The sequence below is a fragment of the Streptomyces sp. ISL-36 genome (genome assembly GCF_018614205.1).
Classification (GTDB): domain Bacteria; phylum Actinomycetota; class Actinomycetes; order Streptomycetales; family Streptomycetaceae; genus Streptomyces.
Genome location: NZ_JAGGOS010000025.1, coordinates 11,784 through 30,692 on the forward strand (window position 1 = coordinate 11,784; position 18,909 = coordinate 30,692).

Genomic DNA, 18,909 nt, shown 5'->3' on the forward strand with positions numbered 1-18,909 from the left:
AGGGAGCTGCTGGGTGACGAGCGTCGATGTGAGTACGCAAGCGGAAGACTCCGGACCCAGCGGCTACGCGGCGGCCCGGCTGCGCCTTCTGGGGGAGAAGGAGCAGTCCGGGCCGCCGCGCCGTGCCGCACTGGCCCGGCTCACCGACGACTGGCTGACCGGCCTGTTCGCCGCCGCCCGGCCGCCACGAGGGGTGGCGCTCGTCGCCGTCGGCGGCTACGGGCGCGGCGAACTCTCCCCCCGCAGCGACCTCGATCTGCTGCTCCTGCACGACGGAACCGCCGACGCGGGCGAGATCGCCACCCTCGCCGACCGCATCTGGTACCCGGTATGGGACCTCGGCCTCGCCCTCGACCACTCCGTCCGCACCCCCGCCGAGGCCCGGAAGACCGCCGGGGAGGACCTGAAGGTCCAGCTCGGACTCCTCGACGCCCGGCCCGTCGCGGGCGACCACGGACTCGTCGCCGGCCTGCGCACCGCCGTCCTCGCCGACTGGCGCAACCAGGCGCCCAAGCGGCTCCCCGAACTCCACGAGCTCTGCCGCGACCGGGCCGAACGCATGGGCGAGCTGCAGTTCCTTCTCGAACCCGACCTCAAGGAGGCCCGCGGCGGACTCCGCGACGCCCAGGTCCTGCGCGCCGTCGCCGCCTCCTGGCTCGCCGACGCGCCCAGGGAAGGCCTCGACGCCGCCCGCCGCCGTCTCCTCGACGCCCGCGACGCGCTGCACCTGGCGACGGGACGGGCCACCGACCGCCTCGCGCTCCAGGAACAGGACGCGGTCGCCCAGGAACTGGGCCTCCTCGACGCCGACACCCTGCTGCGCGAGGTGTACGAGGCCGCGCGGATCATCTCGTACGCCACCGACGTCACCTGGCGCGAGGTCAACCGGGTCCTCAAGGCACGCTCCGCCCGGCCCCGGCTGCGCGCCCTCCTCGGCGGCCGGTCCGGCGGCGGGAAACCGCCGATCGAGCGCACCCCCCTGGCCGAGGGCGTCGTCGAGATGGACGGCGAGGTCGTCCTCGCCCGCGGCGCCAGGCCGGAACGCGACTCCGTCCTGCCCCTGCGGGCCGCCGCGGCCGCCGCCCAGTCCGGGCTGCCCATCTCCCTGCACGCCGTACGCCGGCTCGCGGCCGCCGCCAAACCGCTGCCGGTGCCCTGGCCGGCCGAGGCGCGCGAGGAACTGGTCACCCTGCTCGGCGCGGGGGAGGCCACCGTTCCCGTCTGGGAGGCGCTGGAGGCCGAAGGGCTCATCACCCGGCTCCTGCCCGACTGGGAGCGGGTGCGCTGCCGGCCCCAGCGCAACCCCGTCCACACCTGGACCGTCGACCGCCACCTCGTCGAGACCGCCGTCCGCGCCTCCTCGCTGACCCGCCGCGTCGGCCGGCCCGACCTGCTGCTCGTCGCCGCCCTGCTCCACGACATCGGCAAGGGCTGGCCGGGCGACCACTCGGTGGCCGGCGAGACCATCGCCCGCGACCTCGCGGTCCGGATCGGCTTCGACCGCGCCGACGTGGCCGTCATCGCCACCGTCGTCCGCCACCACCTGCTGCTCGTCGAGACCGCGACCCGGCGCGACCTGGACGACCCCGCGACCGTCCAGGCCGTGGCGGCGGCCGTCGGAACACCGGGCGCCCTCGAACTGCTGCACGCCCTCACCGAGGCCGACGCGCTGGCCACCGGACCCGCCGCCTGGTCCTCCTGGCGCGCCTCGCTCGTCGCCGACCTGGTGAAACGGGTCGGCGCCGTCCTCGCGGGCGAGCCGGCGGCCGAACCGGAACCGGCCGCGCCCAACGCGGAACAGGAACGCCTCGCGATCGAGGCGCTGCGGACCGGCGAGCCCGTCCTCGCCCTGCGCACCCAGCCGGAGACCCCGGGGGAGTCCGAGGAACCCGAACCGGTCGGCGTCGAACTCCTCATCGCCCTGCCCGACCAGTCCGGCGTCCTGCCGGCCGCGGCCGGAGTCCTCGCCCTGCACCGCCTGACCGTACGGGCCGCGGACCTGCGCGCCGTCGAACTTCCCACCGAGCTCGGCCCGGGCGCGGTCCTCGTCCTGAACTGGCGCGTCGCGGCCGAGTACGGCTCCCTGCCGCAGGCCGCCCGGCTCCGTGCCGACCTCGTCAGGGCCCTGGACGGCACCCTGGACATCCCCGCCCGCCTGGCCGAACGCGAGGCCGCCTACCCCCGGCGCCGCGGCGTCACCGCCCCACCGCCCCGCGTCACGGTCGCCGCCGCCGACTCCCGCCTCGCCACCGTCATCGAGGTCCGCGCCCAGGACGCCCCCGGCCTGCTCCACCGCATCGGCCGCGCCCTGGAGGGCGCGACCGTCCGCGTCAGAAGCGCCCACGTCTCCACGCTGGGCGCGAACGCCGTGGACACGCTGTACGTGACCCGCCCCGACGGCTCCCTCCTCGCCGACGAGGAGGCGGCCGACCTGGCGAAGGCCCTGGAGAGCGCGCTGCGGTGAGGACTGTGACGTGGATCCGCGCCGCTCGTTGAGCACGGCGTGCTCCCCGCGCGAGCGGGAGGTGAACCTCAGGCCAAGGACCGGGCCGCCGGTGCCGAAGTCTGCTCCCCACACACGCGGGGGTCTCGTGCCCCCCGTCCGCTGGTTTCGGCAGGCGGGGACACGCACTTCGAGCGGCCAGATACCCTGGAGGGCAATTCGTCCGCCCGCCCCCGACACCGAGGATCCGCGACCACCGTGTTCGATACCCTCTCCGACCGCCTTGCAGCGACATTCAAGAATCTCCGGGGCAAGGGCCGCCTGTCCGAGGCGGACATCGACGCCACCGCGCGCGAGATCCGTATCGCTCTCCTCGAGGCGGACGTCGCCCTGCCCGTCGTCCGGGCGTTCATCCGACAGGTAAAGGAGCGGGCCACCGGCGCCGAGGTCTCCCAGGCGCTGAACCCCGCCCAGCAGGTCATCAAGATCGTCAACGAGGAGCTCGTCGGCATCCTCGGCGGCGAGACCCGGCGCCTGCGGTTCGCCAAGACCGCGCCGACCGTGATCATGCTCGCCGGTCTCCAGGGCGCCGGTAAGACCACCCTCGCCGGAAAGCTCGGCCTCTGGCTCAAGAGCCAGGGCCACTCCCCGCTGCTCGTCGCCTGCGACCTCCAGCGCCCCAACGCCGTCACCCAGCTCGGCGTCGTCGCCGAGCGCGCCGGCGTGGCTTTCTACGGTCCGCAGCCGGGCAACGGCGTCGGTGACCCGGTCCAGGTCGCCAAGGACTCGATCGAGTACGCGCGCACCAAGCAGTACGACCTCGTCATCGTCGACACCGCCGGCCGCCTCGGCATCGACCAGGAGCTGATGCAGCAGGCCGCGGACATCCGCGACGCCGTCAGCCCCGACGAGGTCCTCTTCGTCGTCGACGCCATGATCGGTCAGGACGCGGTCAACACCGCCGAGGCCTTCCGCGACGGCGTCGGCTTCGACGGCGTCGTGCTCTCCAAGCTCGACGGCGACGCCCGCGGTGGTGCCGCGCTCTCCATCGCGCACGTCACCGGCCGCCAGATCATGTTCGCCTCCAACGGCGAGAAGCTGGACGACTTCGACGCGTTCCACCCGGACCGCATGGCGTCCCGCATCCTCGGCATGGGCGACATGCTCTCGCTCATCGAGAAGGCCGAGCAGACCTTCAGCCAGGAAGAGGCCGCCAAGATGGCCTCCAAGCTGGCGTCCAAGAAGGGCCAGGAATTCACGCTCGACGACTTCCTCGCCCAGATGGAGCAGGTCCGCAAGATGGGCTCCATCTCCAAGCTCCTCGGCATGCTCCCCGGCATGGCGCAGATGAAGGAGCAGATCAACAACATCGACGAGCGGGACGTCGACCGCACGGCCGCCATCATCAAGTCGATGACCCCGGCCGAGCGCCAGGACCCGACCCTCATCAACGGCTCGCGCCGCGCCCGTATCGCCAAGGGCTCCGGCGTGGAGGTCAGCGCGGTCAAGGGCCTGGTCGAGCGGTTCTTCGAGGCCCGCAAGATGATGTCCCGCATGGCCCAGGGCGGCGGCATGCCGGGCATGCCCGGCATGCCGGGCATGGGCGGCGGCCCCGGCCGCCAGAAGAAGCAGATCAAGCAGGCCAAGGGCAAGCGCAAGAGCGGCAACCCGATGAAGCGCAAGGCGGAGGAGGAGGCGGCCGCCGCGCGCCGCGAGCAGGCGCAGCAGGGCGGCGCGTTCGGGCTCCCGGCGGCGGGCCAGACCCCGCAGGACTTCGAGCTGCCCGACGAGTTCAAGAAGTTCATGGGCTGACACGCCCACGGTTCGACGAGAAGGGGCCCGGCGGTCCGAAACCGCTCCGGGCCCTTTCTCATCCCCGTGCCACGCCCGTTTCCTCCCCGTGCCACCCCCGCGATGCCGGGTTCGTCCCGTTCTCGCATCATGGGGCTGACGTCGGCTTGAGGAGAGCAGCGTGGCCAACCCCGTACCCCCGCGCGACCGGACCGACCAGCCGTGGCGCTCGGAAGGGGCCCCGCCGCCCCCGCCGTCGAAGCGGAAGATGCCGGGCGGGTGGGGCGGCCTCATCCTCACCGCGCTGGTGGTCTATCTCCTCGCCAACCTCGTCCTGTCCTTCTTCAACAGGGGCGACGAACCCACGATCTCGTACACCGAATTCAGCAAACAGGTCACCGCGGGCAACGTCACCAAGATCTACTCCAAGGGCGACGCCATCCAGGGGCAGTTGAAGAACAAGCAGCCCGTCCCCGACGGCAAAGGCGACTACACCAAGTTCCTCACCCAGCGGCCCGCCTTCGCCGACGACAAGCTCTGGGACGAACTGACCCGGCAGAAGGTCACCGTCACCGCCGAACCCGTCGTCCAGGAGCGCAGCTTCCTCTCCAACCTGCTGATCTCCCTCGCGCCCATGCTGCTGCTCGTCCTGCTGTGGGTGTTCATCGCCCGCCGGATGAGATCCGGGATGGGCGGCGCGGGCGGCATGCTCGGCCGCAGGGCCCCGCCCAAGCCGGTCGAGCTGCAGGCGGGCGCCACCCGCACCACCTTCGAGGACGTGGCCGGCATCGACGAGGTCGAGGGCGAGCTCAACGACGTCGTCGACTTCCTCAAGAACCCCGCCGCCTACCGCGAGATGGGCGCCAAGATGCCCCGCGGCGTCCTCCTCGCCGGCCCGCCCGGAACCGGCAAGACCCTCCTCGCGCGGGCCGTGGCGGGCGAGGCCGGTGTGCCGTTCTTCTCCGCCTCGGCCTCGGAGTTCATCGAGATGATCGTGGGCGTCGGCGCCTCGCGCGTACGGGAGCTGTTCGCCGAGGCCCGCAAGGTCGCCCCCGCGATCATCTTCATCGACGAGATCGACACCATCGGCCGGGCCCGCGCCGGCGGATCCGGTATGGGCGGCCACGACGAACGCGAGCAGACGCTCAACCAGATCCTCACCGAGATGGACGGCTTCACCGGCTCCGAGGGCGTCATCGTCCTCGCCGCCACCAACCGCGCCGACGTCCTCGACCCCGCGCTGACCCGCCCCGGCCGCTTCGACCGGATCGTGCACGTGAACCCGCCCGACCGCGGAGGCCGCGAGGCCATCCTCAGGATCCACACCCGCGACATCCCACTCGCCCAGGACGTCGACCTGGCCCAGGTGGCCCGCACGACCCCCGGCATGACCGGCGCCGAACTCGCCAACCTCGCCAACGAGGCCGCGCTCCTCGCCGTCAAGCGGCAGCAGAAGACGGTGACCCGGTCCGACCTCTCCGACGCCCTGGAGAAGGTCCAGCTCGGCGCGGAACGGCCGCTGGTCATGCCGGACGAGGAACGCCGTCGCACCGCCTACCACGAGAGCGGCCACGCCCTGCTCGGCATGCTCCAGCCCGGCGCCGACCCGGTCCGCAAGATCACCATCGTGCCGCGCGGCCGCGCGCTGGGCGTCACACTGTCGACGCCGGACGCCGACAAGTACGCGTACACGGAGGAGTACCTGCGCGGCCGGATCATCGGCGCGCTCGGCGGCATGGCCGCCGAACAGGTCGTCTTCGGCGTCGTCACCACCGGCTCCGAGAGCGACCTGGAACAGGTCACCAACATCGCCCGCGGCATGGCCGGACGCTGGGGCATGAGCGAACGGGTCGGCCGCCTCACGGCCATCCCGAGCGACGCCCAGCAGGCCTACGGGCTCTCCGCGGCCCCGGCGACCCTCGACACGGTCGCCGAGGAGATGCGCCGGATCGTGGACGAGTGCTACGAGAGCGCCGTCCGCCTGCTCGGTGAGAACCGCGATCGGCTCGACGCACTGGCCGCGGCCCTGCTCGCGAACGAGACCCTGGAGGAGGACGCGGCCTACCGCGCCGCGGGCATCACCCGGTTGACGAAGGACGCCTAGCTAGGGCCCCGGAGCGTGTCCGGAAAGTCCCTGGCCGCCGCGGCGCCGCCGTGCGAGCCGCGACGACCGCCCGTGCGAGCCGGGACGCTGCCCTACGCGCCGGCGCCGGCCGTGCGCGCCGGGGCGCCGCCCGTCAGGGCACGCGGGCGATCAGATAGCGGAAGACGTTCGGCATCCACACCGTGCCGTCCCTACGGACGTACGGATCCAGCGCCTCCATGATCTCCTTCTCCACCTGGGACACGTCCGTCGCCCGGATCGCCGCGTCGAAGTCACCCGTCGACAGCAGCCCCCGCACCGCGCTGTCCGGGTCCGCGTACCCGAACGGGCAGGACACCCGGCCCGAGCCGTCCGGCCTCAGACCGGCGTACGCCATCACGTCCTCCAGCGCGTCGCGGGGCGCGGGCCGCCAGCCCGTCAGCCGCGCCGCGACCCGCAGCACCGACGCCGTCGCGCACCGCTCCGGCGGCCCCCAGCCGGCGAGCACGATCGCCGTGCCCGATGCGGCCGTACGGGTGACGGCCGCCAGCTCCGGCCCCAGTCCCGCCGAGGTGTGGAACGCCGTGACCACGTCGTGCGCGGAGCCCCCGACGTCCGCCGGCGCGCCCGCCACGACGCTGTGTCCCTCGCCCTCCGGCAGCCGCTCCCTGGCCAGCTCCACGCGCGCGTGGTCCCCGTCCACGCCGGTCACCCGCGCGCCCCGCGAGGCCGCCATCAGCAGCGCGAGGCCCGACCCGCAGCCGAGCCCGAGGACCCGGGTGCGGGGCCCCACGTCGAGACGGTCGTACACCGCCTCGTAGAGCGGCACGAGCATCCGCTCCTGGATCTCCGCCCAGTCGCGTGCGGGGTCGTGCCGGACGAGCGTAGATGTCATGGAATGCGCCCCAATCAGTAGCCTGTCGACGGCCCCCGTGTCCGTGCGCGTCCGCATCCCCCCCCCGTATGTCAGGGAACTGCGCATCCGTGCCCGCGTCCAGTGCTCACGCCGAACGAGTCCCGGCCACTTCCCCGACCGCACCCCCGATCGCCTCCCGGCCCGCGCCGGAGGCCGCACCTCGGGTCGCCCCCCATCCGCGCCTCGGGTCGCCCCCAGCCGCACGTCGGGGACGCATCCCGTACGGACCGGGCCGGTGCGCCGCCTTGCACCGAGACCCGGTACTGTCCCTGCGACGACCTTTCGGGCGCGTACGCCACTTCTACGCGCCGGGGCGTATGCGCCGCTACGCACCACCTTGCCGTGAGCTGCGAGCCTTCTCCGCACATCGGCGCACTGGCCCTCCTCAGGACGCATCAAGGGCAACTGACGGGTACGTGCAAAATATTTGGGATGCCCCGTAATGGAACCCGCGAGCGTCCCGGCTCGTTGTACGCGACGTGAGCACGACACCACCTGTTCTCGCCGCAGAGCTGGCACAGGCGTGGGCCGACATTCAGCGGCACCACCCCGAACTGCCGGATCTTGCCGCGCCCGAGTCCCTGATCGGAGAGTCCTCGTCCGCCTGCGGCGCCGAGCTCTCCTTCGAGCGACTGCTCCATGAGGCAGTCCACGGCATCGCCGCCGCCCGAGGAGTCCGTGACACCTCGCGCGCCGGTCGCTATCACAACCGCAGATTCCTCGCGATCGCCGAGGAGATGGGGCTGGACCACCCCGAGGAGCCGCACGCCAGCAGCGGCTTCTCCCTGGTCACGCTCAACCCCGAGGCGAGGCGGCGGTACCGCCCCACGATCGAGCGGCTCCAGCGGGCCCTCAGGGCGCACACCGTCGCGACGGCCGCGGACACCAAGCGCTCCTTCCGGGGGCCGGCCGCCCGTCACGGCTCCTCCGGCGGCGGCGTGCGGGTGAAGGCCGTCTGCGACTGCGGCCGCAACGTCCGCGTCGTCCCCTCGGTCCTCGCCCAGGCGCCCATCGTCTGCGGCGGCTGCGGCAAGCCGTTCCGCATCCCCGAAACGGTCGGTGCGGCGAGCTGACCCCGGACCCCACCGGGTCCGGGGCGCCACGGGCGTGTGGCACAATGGCTAGCTGTACTCGACAGCCGCACAGGACCCCTCTCTCCTCCGGCTGACGCGTCCATCGGGCACCCGAGTACCGCAACCCCACGTGGCATCTCATGTGCCCAACCACGTCAAGACCAGGAGACACCACTCCAGTGGCAGTCAAGATCAAGCTCAAGCGCCTCGGCAAGATTCGCCAGCCGCACTACCGCATCGTCGTCGCCGACTCCCGCACCCGCCGGGACGGTCGTGCGATCGAGGAGATCGGTCTGTACCACCCGACGTACAACCCGTCGAAGATCGAGGTCGACTCGGAGCGTGCGCAGTACTGGCTGTCCGTCGGCGCGCAGCCGACCGAGCCGGTTCTCGCCATCCTGAAGCTCACCGGCGACTGGCAGAAGCACAAGGGCCTGCCGGCCCCGGCGCCGCTGCTGCAGCCGGAGACGAAGGAAGACAAGCGCGCTTCGTTCGACGTGTTCGCCAAGACGCTCGAGGGCGACGACGCCAAGGGTGAGGCCATCACCCCGAAGGCGAAGAAGGCCGACAAGAAGGCGGACGAGGCCGAGGCCGCGTCCACCGAGTCGACCGAGGCCTGAGCATGCTCGAGGAGGCTCTCGAGCACCTCGTGAAGGGCATCGTCGACAACCCCGATGATGTGCAGGTCGCCTCGCGCAACCTGCGCCGTGGCCGCGTGCTGGAGGTCCGGGTGCACCCCGACGACCTCGGCAAGGTGATCGGCCGCAACGGCCGCACCGCGCGTGCGCTGCGTACCGTCGTGGGCGCCATCGGCGGCCGTGGCATCCGGGTCGACCTCGTCGACGTGGACCAGGTCCGCTGAAGAAGTTGACTGTTTCACCTTAGATGCGCCGGCAACGGGCCGGGGAGGGCATAGCGCCCGCCCCGGCCCGTCGTCGTCCGACAGGAGAGTGTGTAAGTCGTGCAGCTGGTAGTCGCGCGGATCGGCCGCGCCCACGGCATCAAGGGCGAAGTCACCGTCGAGGTGCGTACGGACGAGCCCGAACTGAGGCTCGGCCCCGGAGCCGTCCTGGCCACCGACCCGGCCTCCGTCGGCCCCCTGACCATCGAGACCGGACGCGTGCACAGCGGCCGGCTGCTGCTCCGCTTCGAGGGCGTACGGGACCGCAACGGCGCCGAGGCCCTGCGCAACACCCTCCTCATCGCCGACGTCGACCCCGACGAGACGCCGGACGAGGACGACGAGTACTACGACCACCAGCTCATGGACCTGGACGTCGTACTCACCGACGGCACCGAGGTCGGCCGCATCACCGAGATCTCCCACCTGCCGTCCCAGGACCTCTTCATCGTCGAGCGGCCCGACGGCACCGAACTGATGATCCCGTTCGTCGAGGAGATCGTCACCGACATCGACCTGGAGCAGCAGCGGGCCGTCATCGACCCGCCGCCCGGTCTCATCGACGACCGCGCCGAGATCGCCTCCGCCCGGGACGCCGAAGACACGGAGGACGCAGAGGCCGCCAAGGGCACCGGGGCCGCCAAGGGCATCCAGGACACCAAGGCGGCCGAGGGCGAGGACGCGTCCTGATGCGGCTCGACGTCGTCACGATCTTCCCCGAGTACCTGGAACCGCTGAACGTCTCCCTGGTCGGCAAGGCACGCGCGCGGGGACAGCTCCACGTCCACGTCCACGACCTGCGCGAGTGGACCTACGACCGGCACAACACGGTCGACGACACCCCTTACGGCGGCGGCCCCGGCATGGTCATGAAGACCGAGCCCTGGGGCGAGGCCCTCGACCAGACCCTCGCCGACGGCTTCGAAGCGGGCGCACACGGCCCCGTCCTCGTCGTCCCCACCCCCAGTGGGCGCCCCTTCACCCAGGAACTCGCCGTCGAGCTCTCCGAGCGGCCCTGGCTGATCTTCGCCCCCGCCCGCTACGAGGGCATCGACCGCCGGGTCATGGACGAGTACGCGACCCGGATGCCGGTCTTCGAGGTCTCCATCGGCGACTACGTCCTGGCCGGCGGCGAGGCCGCCGTGCTCGTGATCACCGAGGCGGTGGCCCGGCTGCTGCCCGGCGTCCTCGGCAACGCCGAGTCCCACCGCGACGACTCCTTCGCGCCGGGGGCCATGGCCAACCTCCTGGAGGGGCCCGTCTACACCAAGCCCCCCCAGTGGCGTGGGCGCGCCATTCCCGACGTACTCCTCAGCGGACACCACGGGAAGATCGCCCGCTGGCGGCGCGACGAGGCCTTCCGGCGTACGGCGCAGAACCGGCCGGAGCTGATCGAACGCTGCGACCCCTCCCTCTTCGACAAGAAGGACCGGGAGACGCTCTCCCTGCTGGGCTGGGCCCCGGAGCCCGGCGGCCGATTTTGGCGCAGGCCCGACGCCATGGAAGAATAGGCGGCTGCTGTCCGTACGGCGTGCGCCCCTGCCACAGGGGGACGACGCGCGCCCGGTGCGGACCGCGCCCCATCTCCTCTTCGAACGTTCCGCTGATGACCTGTGGCATCAGCGAGGAAAGAGACCACCATGGCCTCCCTGCTCGACTCGGTCACCGCGGGTTCGATCCGCACCGACCTCCCCGCCTTCCGTCCCGGCGACACCGTGAACGTCCACGTGCGCGTCATCGAGGGCAACCGCTCCCGTATCCAGCAGTTCAAGGGCGTCGTCATCCGCCGCCAGGGCTCGGGCGTCAGCGAGACCTTCACGGTCCGCAAGGTCTCGTTCTCCGTCGGCGTCGAGCGCACCTTCCCGGTGAACAGCCCGATCTTCGAGAAGATCGAGCTCGTCAGCCGCGGTGACGTCCGTCGCGCCAAGCTCTACTACCTGCGTGAGCTGCGCGGCAAGGCTGCCAAGATCAAGGAGAAGCGCGACAACTGAGCTTCGGCTCACCGTTCGCGCGGGGCTTCCACTCCATGAGTCACAGGGCGGCCGGATAGGCTCAGCCCCCGATGGACACCGAAGCACAGCACACGGAGCGCGACCGCTCCTCCGAGACGGAGGAGCGGTCGCGCTCCGCGCGCGTTTCCGGCCCTGACGCGGGCCCTTCGACGGAGCCCGAGGACGACCGGCACGAAGCCGCCGCCGTGTGGTCCTGGCGCCGTACAGGCGCCGTCGGGGGCGTCTGCGTCGTCTTCCTGCTGCTCCTGAGCCACTTCGTGATGCAGCCGTTCCTGATCCCCAGCGGCTCCATGGAGCCCACGCTCCAGGTCGGCGACCGGATCCTCGTCAACAAGCTGGCGTACCGCTTCGGCGATCAGCCGCGCCGCGGTGACGTGGTCGTCTTCGACGGCACCGGATCGTTTCTCCAGGAGCCCGCCGAGCAGAACCCGGTCACCGGTCTGCTGCGCGGCGCCGCCGCCTCCCTCGGCCTCGCCGAGCCGGCCGAGACCGACTTCGTGAAGCGCGTGGTGGGCGTGGGAGGCGACCGCGTCGTCTGCTGCGACGGGAACGGCCGGCTCACCGTCAACGGTGTGCCCGTCGAGGAGCGGTACGTCCTGCTCGGCGACGCGGCCTCGAAGGTGCCTTTCGACATCGTCGTACCGCAGGGCACCCTCTGGGTGATGGGCGACCACCGCAGCCAGTCCAGCGACTCCCGTGACCACCTGGGGCAGCCGGGCGGCGGCATGGTGCCCGTCGAGCAGGTCGTCGGACGGGCCGACTGGATCGCCTGGCCCTTCGGCCGCTGGTCCGTCGTACCGGCGACCGGTGCCTTCGACGCCGTACCCGCTCCCGCGGCGGGGCGCCATGGGTAACCGCGGCAAACCGGCCGGACAGCGCGGCGACACACGGCTCCCCACCGGCTCCCGGCCCACGGACGGCGCCCGGCCGCTGCCCGGCCGGGCGGAACGGCGCAGGCTCGCCCGCAAGGTCAAACGCCGACGGCAGCGCTCCGCGGTCAAGGAGATCCCGCTCCTGATCACCGTCGCCGTGCTGATCGCGCTGGTCCTGAAGACCTTCCTCGTCCAGGCGTTCGTCATCCCGTCCGGCTCCATGGAGCAGACGATCCGGATCGACGACCGGGTCCTGGTCGACAAGCTGACGCCCTGGTTCGGCGCCGAGCCGCAGCGCGGCGACGTCGTCGTCTTCAAGGACCCCGGAAACTGGCTCCAGAAGGACACCGCGCCCCCCGCCGACGATCCCGTCGGCGTCAAGCAGGTCAAGCAGGCCCTGACCTTCATCGGACTGCTGCCCTCGGCCGATGAGCGCGACCTGATCAAGCGGGTCGTCGCGGTCGGTGGCGACACGGTCAGGTGCTGCGACGCGAAGGGACGGATCACCGTCAACGGCGTCCCCCTCGACGAACCGTATCTGCACCCGGGGAACGAGCCCTCGAAGATCAAGTTCGAGGTGAAGGTGCCCCCGGGCCGGATCTTCGTGATGGGCGACCACCGCTCGGACTCCGCCGACTCCCGCTTCCACCTCGACGAGAAGGACCGGGGAACGGTCTCCGAGGAGGAGGTCGTGGGCCGCGCCGTCTTCATCGGGTGGCCCGTGGGCCACTGGCGCCGCCTGGAGGAACGTGAGACGTACACGTCCGTACCGGACGGCCGTTCGGGCGCTGCGTCCGCTCTCGGCGCGTCGCATAGTGTGTCCTCGCGGAATCTGAACGGATTGCCCTGGCTCCCGACCCCTGCGGAACTCCCGCTCGTTATGGGAGTGATGGGCCTGTCCCTGTTCTGGGGCAGGCATATGCACGGACTGAGGAGTGGATGTGGGGGATGTGGCCGTCGGCGCACGATCCGGACACGACGAGCCCGAGGAGAGGCCCGACCAGCACGGCGAGTCGTCGGTGGCCATGAGGGATGACTCCCCCGGCCGGCAGGACGCCGACCCCGCGGACGCCGAGGGCGAGACCGGGCAGAGCGGCAAGGACGCGAAGAAGCCCCGCTCCTTCTGGAAGGAACTGCCACTGCTGATCGGTATCGCGCTGCTGCTCGCGCTGCTGATCAAGACCTTCCTGGTGCAGGCGTTCTCGATCCCCTCGGACTCGATGATGAACACACTGCAGCGTGGCGACCGGGTTCTGGTGGACAAGCTGACCCCCTGGTTCGGCTCCGAGCCCGAGCGCGGCGAGGTCGTCGTCTTCCACGACCCGGGCGGCTGGCTGGAGGGCGAGCCCACCCCCGACCCGAACGTGGTGCAGAAGTTCCTCAGCTTCATCGGCCTGATGCCGTCGGCCGAGGAGAAGGACCTGATCAAGCGGGTCATCGCCGTCGGCGGCGACACGGTCTCCTGCAAGGAGGGCGGCAAAGTCGTGCTCAACGGCAAGCCGCTCGACGAGACCGCGTACATCTACCCCGGCTCCACTCCCTGCGGCGACAAGCCGTTCGGGCCGATCACCATCCCCGAGGGCAGCATCTGGGTGATGGGCGACAACCGGCAGAACTCGCTGGACTCCCGCTACCACCAGAACCTCGCCGGAGGCGGCACCGTCTCCAACGACGGCGTCGTCGGACGCGCGATCGTGGTGGCCTGGCCCGTGACCCGCTGGGCGACGCTCCCCGTCCCGGACGTCTTCGACCAGCCCGGCCTCAGCCAGGCGATGACCGTCGCCCCGGGTGCGGCAGGACTGGCCGGCGCCCTGCCGCTCGTCCTGTGGCGAAGGAAGAGGCTCACCTCTCGGCATACCGCCCAGTAGCAAGGCGCGGGTAGGGTGCCGTCCCAGATCGTCGAACCGACCTCCGAGGTGGGGAGCGCTGGGATGAGCGGAACCATACGAACGGACGGCGGCCGCGGCCGCCTCGGCAGCGTGCTGTCGGGGCTGGTCGTGGCCGTCGGCTGTGTGCTCTTCCTCGGCGGATTCGCCTGGGGAGCCGTGCTCTACCAGCCCTACACCGTGCCCAGCGACTCGATGACCCCCACCCTCGACGTCGGCTCCCGGGTCCTCGCCCAGCGGATCGACGGCGACGAGGTGCGCCGCGGCGACATCGTCGTCTTCAACGACCCGCTCTGGGGCGACGTGCCCATGGTCAAGCGCGTCGTCGGCGTCGGAGGCGACAAGGTCGCCTGCTGCGACGCCGACGGGCGGCTCACCCTCAACGGCAAGCCCGTCGAGGAACCGTATCTGCGGCCCGGCGCCCCGGCCTCCGGACAGGAGTTCTCCGCCACCGTGCCGGACGGGAACCTCTTCCTCCTCGGCGACGAGCGACACAACTCCCTGGACTCCCGCGTCCACCTCCAGGAAGCCGGCCAGGGCTCCGTCCCCCGCTCCGCGGTCACCGCCCGCGTCGACGCCGTCGCCTGGCCCGACAACCACGTCGTCGAGCGCCCGGCGGGCTTCACGGCACTGCCGGGCGGCACCTCACGCCCCGGGCCCGTGGAGCCCCTCTTCTACGCCGTCGTGGCCGGGTGTGTACTGATCCTGGCGGGAGCCGCCCAAGGACCGGTCGCACGGCTCCTGACCGGACGGTCCCGATCCCGCGGGAAGCCGGTGAACGCGTGACGGACCAGAAGACCGAGCTACGGCGCGTGGCACGGGTCATCCTCCTCGACCCCGACGACCGCATCCTCCTCCTGCACGGGTACGAGCCCGACGACCCGGACCAGACCTGGTGGTTCACCCCCGGCGGCGGCCTGGAGGGCGACGAGACCCGCGAACAGGCCGCGCTGCGCGAACTGGCGGAGGAGACCGGGATCACCGACGTAGAACTCGGCCCGGTCCTCTGGCAGCGAATCTGCTCCTTCCCCTTCGACGGACGGCGCTGGGACCAGGACGAGTGGTACTACCTGGCACGAACCACCCGCACCGAGACCGCTCCCGCCGGCCTCACCGAGCTGGAGGCACGCAGCGTCGCGGGGCTGAGGTGGTGGACCTCCGCCGAACTGTCGGCGGCCCGTGAGACGGTGTACCCGACCAGACTCGCCGAGCTGCTGCACAGGCTGCTCGACGAGGGACCTCCGAGTGCACCGGTGGTTCTCGCCCCGGAAATCGCCTAGGGGTGCGAGCGACTGGCGCACAATGGGGGGACGCACGGCTGAAGGGGAACATGCCATGAGCGCCGAGGACCTCGAGAAGTACGAGACCGAGATGGAGCTGAAGCTCTACCGGGAGTACCGCGACGTCGTCGGGCTGTTCAAATACGTGATCGAAACCGAGCGGCGCTTCTACCTCACCAACGACTACGAGATGCAGGTGCACTCGGTCCAGGGCGAGGTCTTCTTCGAGGTCTCCATGGCCGACGCCTGGGTCTGGGACATGTACCGGCCGGCGAGGTTCGTCAAGCAGGTACGCGTCCTCACCTTCAAGGACGTGAACATCGAAGAGCTCAACAAGAGCGACCTGGAGCTTCCCGGCAGCTGAAACCACCCGGACGGGTGAGGCGCTTCTCCACAGCACCCCATCCGTCCACAGCGCCCGACGCGGAGCGTCGCAAGGCGTCACAGTCGGTGCCGGAGGTGGTACCGATGACCACGAAGCCCCAGCACGACGCACCACGACAGCCCGCCCTGGCGAAGAACGCCCTCGGCACCTACGGAGAAGGGCTGGCCGTCCGCCGGCTCACCGCGACCGGGATGACCGTCCTCGCACGGAACTGGCGCTGCGGACGCGCAGGAGAGATCGACATCGTCGCCCGCGACGGCGACACCCTCGTCATCTGCGAAGTGAAGACCCGCCGCGAAGGCGCCTTCCAACACCCCATGGCCGCCGTCACCCCCACCAAGGCCGACCGGCTCAAACGGCTCGCGGCCTGCTGGCTCGACCGCCACGGCGGACCACCACCCCCCGGCGGCGTCCGCATCGACCTGATCGGCATCCTCCTGCCCCGCCGCGGCGCACCCGTCGTCACCCACGCCCAAGGGGTGGCCTGATGGGATTCGCCCGCACCTGCTCCGTCGCCCTCGTCGGAGTCGAAGGAGTCGTCGTCGAGGTCCAGGCCGACCTCGAACCCGGAGTCGCCGCCTTCACCCTCGTCGGCCTCCCCGACAAGAGCCTCAGCGAGAGCCGCGACCGCGTCAGGGCAGCCATCGTCAACTCCGACGCCGAATGGCCCCAGAAGAAACTCACCGTCGGACTCAGCCCCGCCTCCGTCCCCAAAGGCGGATCCGGATTCGACCTCGCCGTCGCCGCGGCCGTCCTCGGCGCCGCCGAACGGATCGACCCCAGGGTCATCGCCGACCTCGTCCTCATCGGAGAACTCGGCCTCGACGGCCGCGTACGGCCCGTCCGCGGCGTCCTGCCCGCCGTCCTCGCCGCCGCCGAAGCCGGCTACCAACAGGTCGTCGTCCCCGAACAGACCGCCGGCGAGGCCGCCCTCGTCCCCGGAATCTCCGTCCTCGGCGTCCGCAGCCTGCGCCAGCTCATCGCCGTCCTCACCGACGAACCCGTCCCCCAGGAGGAACCCGCCGAAGAAGGCCGCCCCGACGCCATGCTCGCCGGACTCCTCGTCCCCGGAGCCGGCGTCGGCACCGGACTCGCCGCCGACCCCCTCGACGGACCCGACCTCGCCGACGTCGCCGGACAACACGGCGCCCGCAGAGCCCTCGAAGTCGCCGCCGCCGGCAGCCACCACCTCCTCCTCTCCGGACCACCCGGAGCCGGAAAGACCATGCTCGCCGAACGACTCCCCGGCATCCTCCCCCCACTCACCCGCAAGGAGTCCCTCGAAGTCACCGCCGTCCACTCCGTCGCCGGCATCCTCCCGCCCGGCGAACCCCTCGTCCGCCGCGCCCCCTACTGCGCCCCCCACCACTCCGCCACCATGCAATCCCTCGTCGGCGGCGGCAACGGACTCCCACGCCCCGGCGCCGTCTCCCTCGCCCACCGCGGCGTCCTCTTCCTCGACGAAGCCCCCGAATTCTCGGGCAAAGCCCTGGACGCCCTGCGCCAACCCCTCGAATCAGGACACGTCGTCGTCGCCCGCGCCGCCGGAGTCGTCCGCCTCCCCGCCCGCTTCCTCCTCGCCCTCGCCGCCAACCCCTGCCCCTGCGGACGACACACCCTCCACGGCGCCGGATGCGAATGCCCCGCCTCCCTCATCCGCCGCTACCAGGCACGACTCTCCGGACCCCTCCTCGACCGCATCGACCTGCGCGTCGAAGCCGAACCCGTCACCCGCTCCGACCTCCTCGGCCAGGGCGGCCGCGGCGAAACCACCGCCACCGTCGCCGACCGCGTCCGCGAAGCACGAGCACGCACCGCCGCCCGCCTCACCGGCACCCCCTGGACCGTCAACAGCGAAATCCCCGGACACGAACTGCGCACCCGCTACCTCGTCGGCCCAGGAGCCCTCGCCGCCGCCGAACGCGACATCGAACGAGGACTGCTCACCGCACGCGGCCTCGACCGGGTCCTCCGCGTCGCCTGGACCATCGCCGACCTTGCCGGACACGACCGCCCCGACGCCCACGACGTCGACCTCGCCCTCGAACTGCGCACCGGCATCACCCGCGGCGTACCCGTAGCAGCGGGGGAGCGGACATGACAGCCCAGGACGAACGCATCGCCCGCGCCGCACTGACCCGCATCGTCGAACCGGGCGACGAACACGCCGGCCGCTGGCTCCGCCGGTACGGAGCCACCGGCTTCCTCCAACGCCTCCACGACCCGCGCCCCCCGGACACCGAACCGTTCCCCGGCACCGGGGCGAAACGGGTCGACGGCTGGCGACGGCGTGCCACGGACGCCGACCCCCTGCGCGACCTCGACACCATCGACCGGCTCGGCGGCCGCCTCGTCGTACCCGGCGACACCGAATGGCCCCGGCAACTCGACGACCTCGGCGACGCCCGCCCCATCGGCCTCTGGATCCGCGGCCGGGCCGACCTGCGCACCTGGGCCCTGCGCTCCGTCGCCCTCGTCGGCGCCCGCGCCTGCACCCCCTACGGCGCCCACATGGCCACCACCCTCGCCTCCGGACTCGCCGAACGCGGCTGGGTCGTCGTCTCCGGCGCCGCCTTCGGCATCGACGGCGCCGCTCACCGCGGCGCACTCGCCGCCCAGGGCGCCACGGTCGCCGTCCTCGCCTGCGGCGTCGACACCCCCTACCCCCGCGGCCACACCGAACTCATCGGCCGCATCGCGGAACAAGGCCTCCTCGTCGGAGAGCTGCCGCCCGGCACGCACCCCACACCCAGCCGGTTCATCCTCCGCAACCGCGTCATCGCCGCCCTCACCCGAGGCACCGTCGTCATCGAGGCCGAATACCGCAGCGGCTCTCTCGTCACCGCCCGCGGCGCCCAACGCCTCGGCCGCCACACCATGGGCGTCCCCGGCGCCGTCACCAGCGGCCTCTCGGCAGGCGTCCACGAACTCCTGCGCGGCGAGGCCACCCTCGTCACCGACGCCGCGGAAGTCGTCGAACTCATCGGCGACATGGGCCAGCTCGCCCCACCCCGCCGCGGACCCGTCCTGCCCAGGGACCTCCTCGACCCGGCCGCCGCCCACATCCTCGAAGCCCTGCCCGCCGGCCACCCCACCTCCGTACGCACCCTCGCGCAGCGCGCCGGAACGAGCCCCGACGACACCCTCGCCCGGCTGTACGAACTCCACTCCCTCGGGTTCGTCGAACGGCAAGGGGACCACTGGCGGTTGACGAACACCCCCACCGATGGGTCGAACGCGCGGCGAGGCGGTTCTTGACCTGCAGCA

19 protein-coding genes are annotated in these 18,909 nt (G+C 71.8%); 18 read left to right on the top strand and 1 reads right to left on the bottom strand.

Annotated elements, in window-relative coordinates; translation table 11 throughout:
* Window positions 1–13 precede the first annotated feature (13 nt).
* The 3 genes from J7E93_RS06885 (at window position 14) to ftsH (ending at window position 6,338) form a co-directional block, all read left to right on the top strand.
* Window positions 14–2,464 (top strand): [protein-PII] uridylyltransferase, encoded by a 2,451-nt coding sequence (locus J7E93_RS06885; RefSeq protein ID WP_215066442.1) that lies wholly within the window; start codon window positions 14–16, stop codon window positions 2,462–2,464.
* Between the two features lie 237 nt (window positions 2,465–2,701).
* Entirely contained in the window at window positions 2,702–4,255 is a 1,554-nt protein-coding gene (ffh, locus tag J7E93_RS06890) for a signal recognition particle protein (RefSeq protein ID WP_215066444.1), read from the top strand.
* Window positions 4,256–4,415: 160 nt separating this feature from the next.
* Window positions 4,416–6,338 carry an ATP-dependent zinc metalloprotease FtsH gene (gene ftsH, locus J7E93_RS06895; protein WP_215066446.1) on the top strand — a complete coding sequence of 641 codons (1,923 nt, stop codon included), beginning with the start codon at window positions 4,416–4,418 and terminating at the stop codon, window positions 6,336–6,338.
* Between the two features lie 133 nt (window positions 6,339–6,471).
* On the opposite strand, the gene J7E93_RS06900 is transcribed toward ftsH, so the two are convergent.
* Window positions 6,472–7,212: a class I SAM-dependent methyltransferase gene (locus J7E93_RS06900; protein WP_215066448.1), complete on the bottom strand. Its 741-nt coding sequence runs from the start codon at window positions 7,210–7,212 to the stop codon at window positions 6,472–6,474.
* A gap of 500 nt (window positions 7,213–7,712) precedes the next feature.
* Between J7E93_RS06900 and J7E93_RS06905 the strand changes: the two genes are divergently transcribed.
* The 15 genes from J7E93_RS06905 (at window position 7,713) to dprA (ending at window position 18,900) form a co-directional block, all read left to right on the top strand.
* Window positions 7,713–8,306, top strand: a complete 594-nt coding sequence (locus J7E93_RS06905) for a hypothetical protein (protein WP_215066450.1) — start codon at window positions 7,713–7,715, stop codon at window positions 8,304–8,306.
* Window positions 8,307–8,485: 179 nt separating this feature from the next.
* On the top strand, window positions 8,486–8,926 hold the full coding sequence (gene rpsP, locus J7E93_RS06910; RefSeq protein ID WP_215066452.1) for a 30S ribosomal protein S16: 441 nt from the start codon (window positions 8,486–8,488) through the stop codon (window positions 8,924–8,926).
* Between the two features lie 2 nt (window positions 8,927–8,928).
* The gene (locus tag J7E93_RS06915) at window positions 8,929–9,168 is read left to right on the top strand and encodes an RNA-binding protein (protein WP_005311361.1); all 240 of its coding nucleotides are present in this window, start codon (window positions 8,929–8,931) and stop codon (window positions 9,166–9,168) included.
* Window positions 9,169–9,267: 99 nt separating this feature from the next.
* Window positions 9,268–9,897 carry a ribosome maturation factor RimM gene (rimM, locus tag J7E93_RS06920; RefSeq protein ID WP_215066454.1) on the top strand — a complete coding sequence of 210 codons (630 nt, stop codon included), beginning with the start codon at window positions 9,268–9,270 and terminating at the stop codon, window positions 9,895–9,897.
* On the top strand, window positions 9,897–10,718 hold the full coding sequence (gene trmD, locus J7E93_RS06925; protein ID WP_215066456.1) for a tRNA (guanosine(37)-N1)-methyltransferase TrmD: 822 nt from the start codon (window positions 9,897–9,899) through the stop codon (window positions 10,716–10,718). Before rimM ends, trmD begins: the two co-directional genes overlap by 1 nt.
* A gap of 129 nt (window positions 10,719–10,847) precedes the next feature.
* The gene (rplS, locus tag J7E93_RS06930) at window positions 10,848–11,198 is read left to right on the top strand and encodes a 50S ribosomal protein L19 (protein ID WP_215066458.1); all 351 of its coding nucleotides are present in this window, start codon (window positions 10,848–10,850) and stop codon (window positions 11,196–11,198) included.
* Window positions 11,199–11,269: 71 nt separating this feature from the next.
* Entirely contained in the window at window positions 11,270–12,073 is an 804-nt protein-coding gene (gene lepB / locus J7E93_RS06935) for a signal peptidase I (protein ID WP_215066460.1), read from the top strand.
* Window positions 12,066–13,127 carry a signal peptidase I gene (gene lepB, locus J7E93_RS06940; protein WP_215066462.1) on the top strand — a complete coding sequence of 354 codons (1,062 nt, stop codon included), beginning with the start codon at window positions 12,066–12,068 and terminating at the stop codon, window positions 13,125–13,127. The genes lepB (J7E93_RS06935) and lepB (J7E93_RS06940) overlap by 8 nt, the downstream gene beginning before the upstream one ends.
* Window positions 13,042–13,959: a signal peptidase I gene (gene lepB, locus J7E93_RS06945; RefSeq protein ID WP_215066513.1), complete on the top strand. Its 918-nt coding sequence runs from the start codon at window positions 13,042–13,044 to the stop codon at window positions 13,957–13,959. Before lepB (J7E93_RS06940) ends, lepB (J7E93_RS06945) begins: the two co-directional genes overlap by 86 nt.
* Before the next feature lie 63 nt (window positions 13,960–14,022).
* Complete coding sequence (lepB, locus tag J7E93_RS06950; protein ID WP_215066464.1) at window positions 14,023–14,763, top strand: signal peptidase I; 741 nt, start codon at window positions 14,023–14,025, stop codon at window positions 14,761–14,763.
* Window positions 14,760–15,257, top strand: a complete 498-nt coding sequence (locus tag J7E93_RS06955; RefSeq protein WP_215066465.1) for an NUDIX hydrolase — start codon at window positions 14,760–14,762, stop codon at window positions 15,255–15,257. Before lepB (J7E93_RS06950) ends, J7E93_RS06955 begins: the two co-directional genes overlap by 4 nt.
* A gap of 55 nt (window positions 15,258–15,312) precedes the next feature.
* Window positions 15,313–15,621 carry a DUF2469 domain-containing protein gene (locus J7E93_RS06960; protein ID WP_005311352.1) on the top strand — a complete coding sequence of 103 codons (309 nt, stop codon included), beginning with the start codon at window positions 15,313–15,315 and terminating at the stop codon, window positions 15,619–15,621.
* 104 nt (window positions 15,622–15,725) lie between these two features.
* Window positions 15,726–16,130 (top strand): YraN family protein, encoded by a 405-nt coding sequence (locus J7E93_RS06965; RefSeq protein ID WP_215066467.1) that lies wholly within the window; start codon window positions 15,726–15,728, stop codon window positions 16,128–16,130.
* Window positions 16,130–17,743 (top strand): YifB family Mg chelatase-like AAA ATPase, encoded by a 1,614-nt coding sequence (locus J7E93_RS06970; RefSeq protein WP_215066469.1) that lies wholly within the window; start codon window positions 16,130–16,132, stop codon window positions 17,741–17,743. Before J7E93_RS06965 ends, J7E93_RS06970 begins: the two co-directional genes overlap by 1 nt.
* A complete protein-coding gene (gene dprA, locus J7E93_RS06975) occupies window positions 17,740–18,900 on the top strand; it encodes a DNA-processing protein DprA (protein WP_215066475.1) in 1,161 nt (386 codons plus the stop codon). Before J7E93_RS06970 ends, dprA begins: the two co-directional genes overlap by 4 nt.
* Window positions 18,901–18,909: the final 9 nt, after the last annotated feature.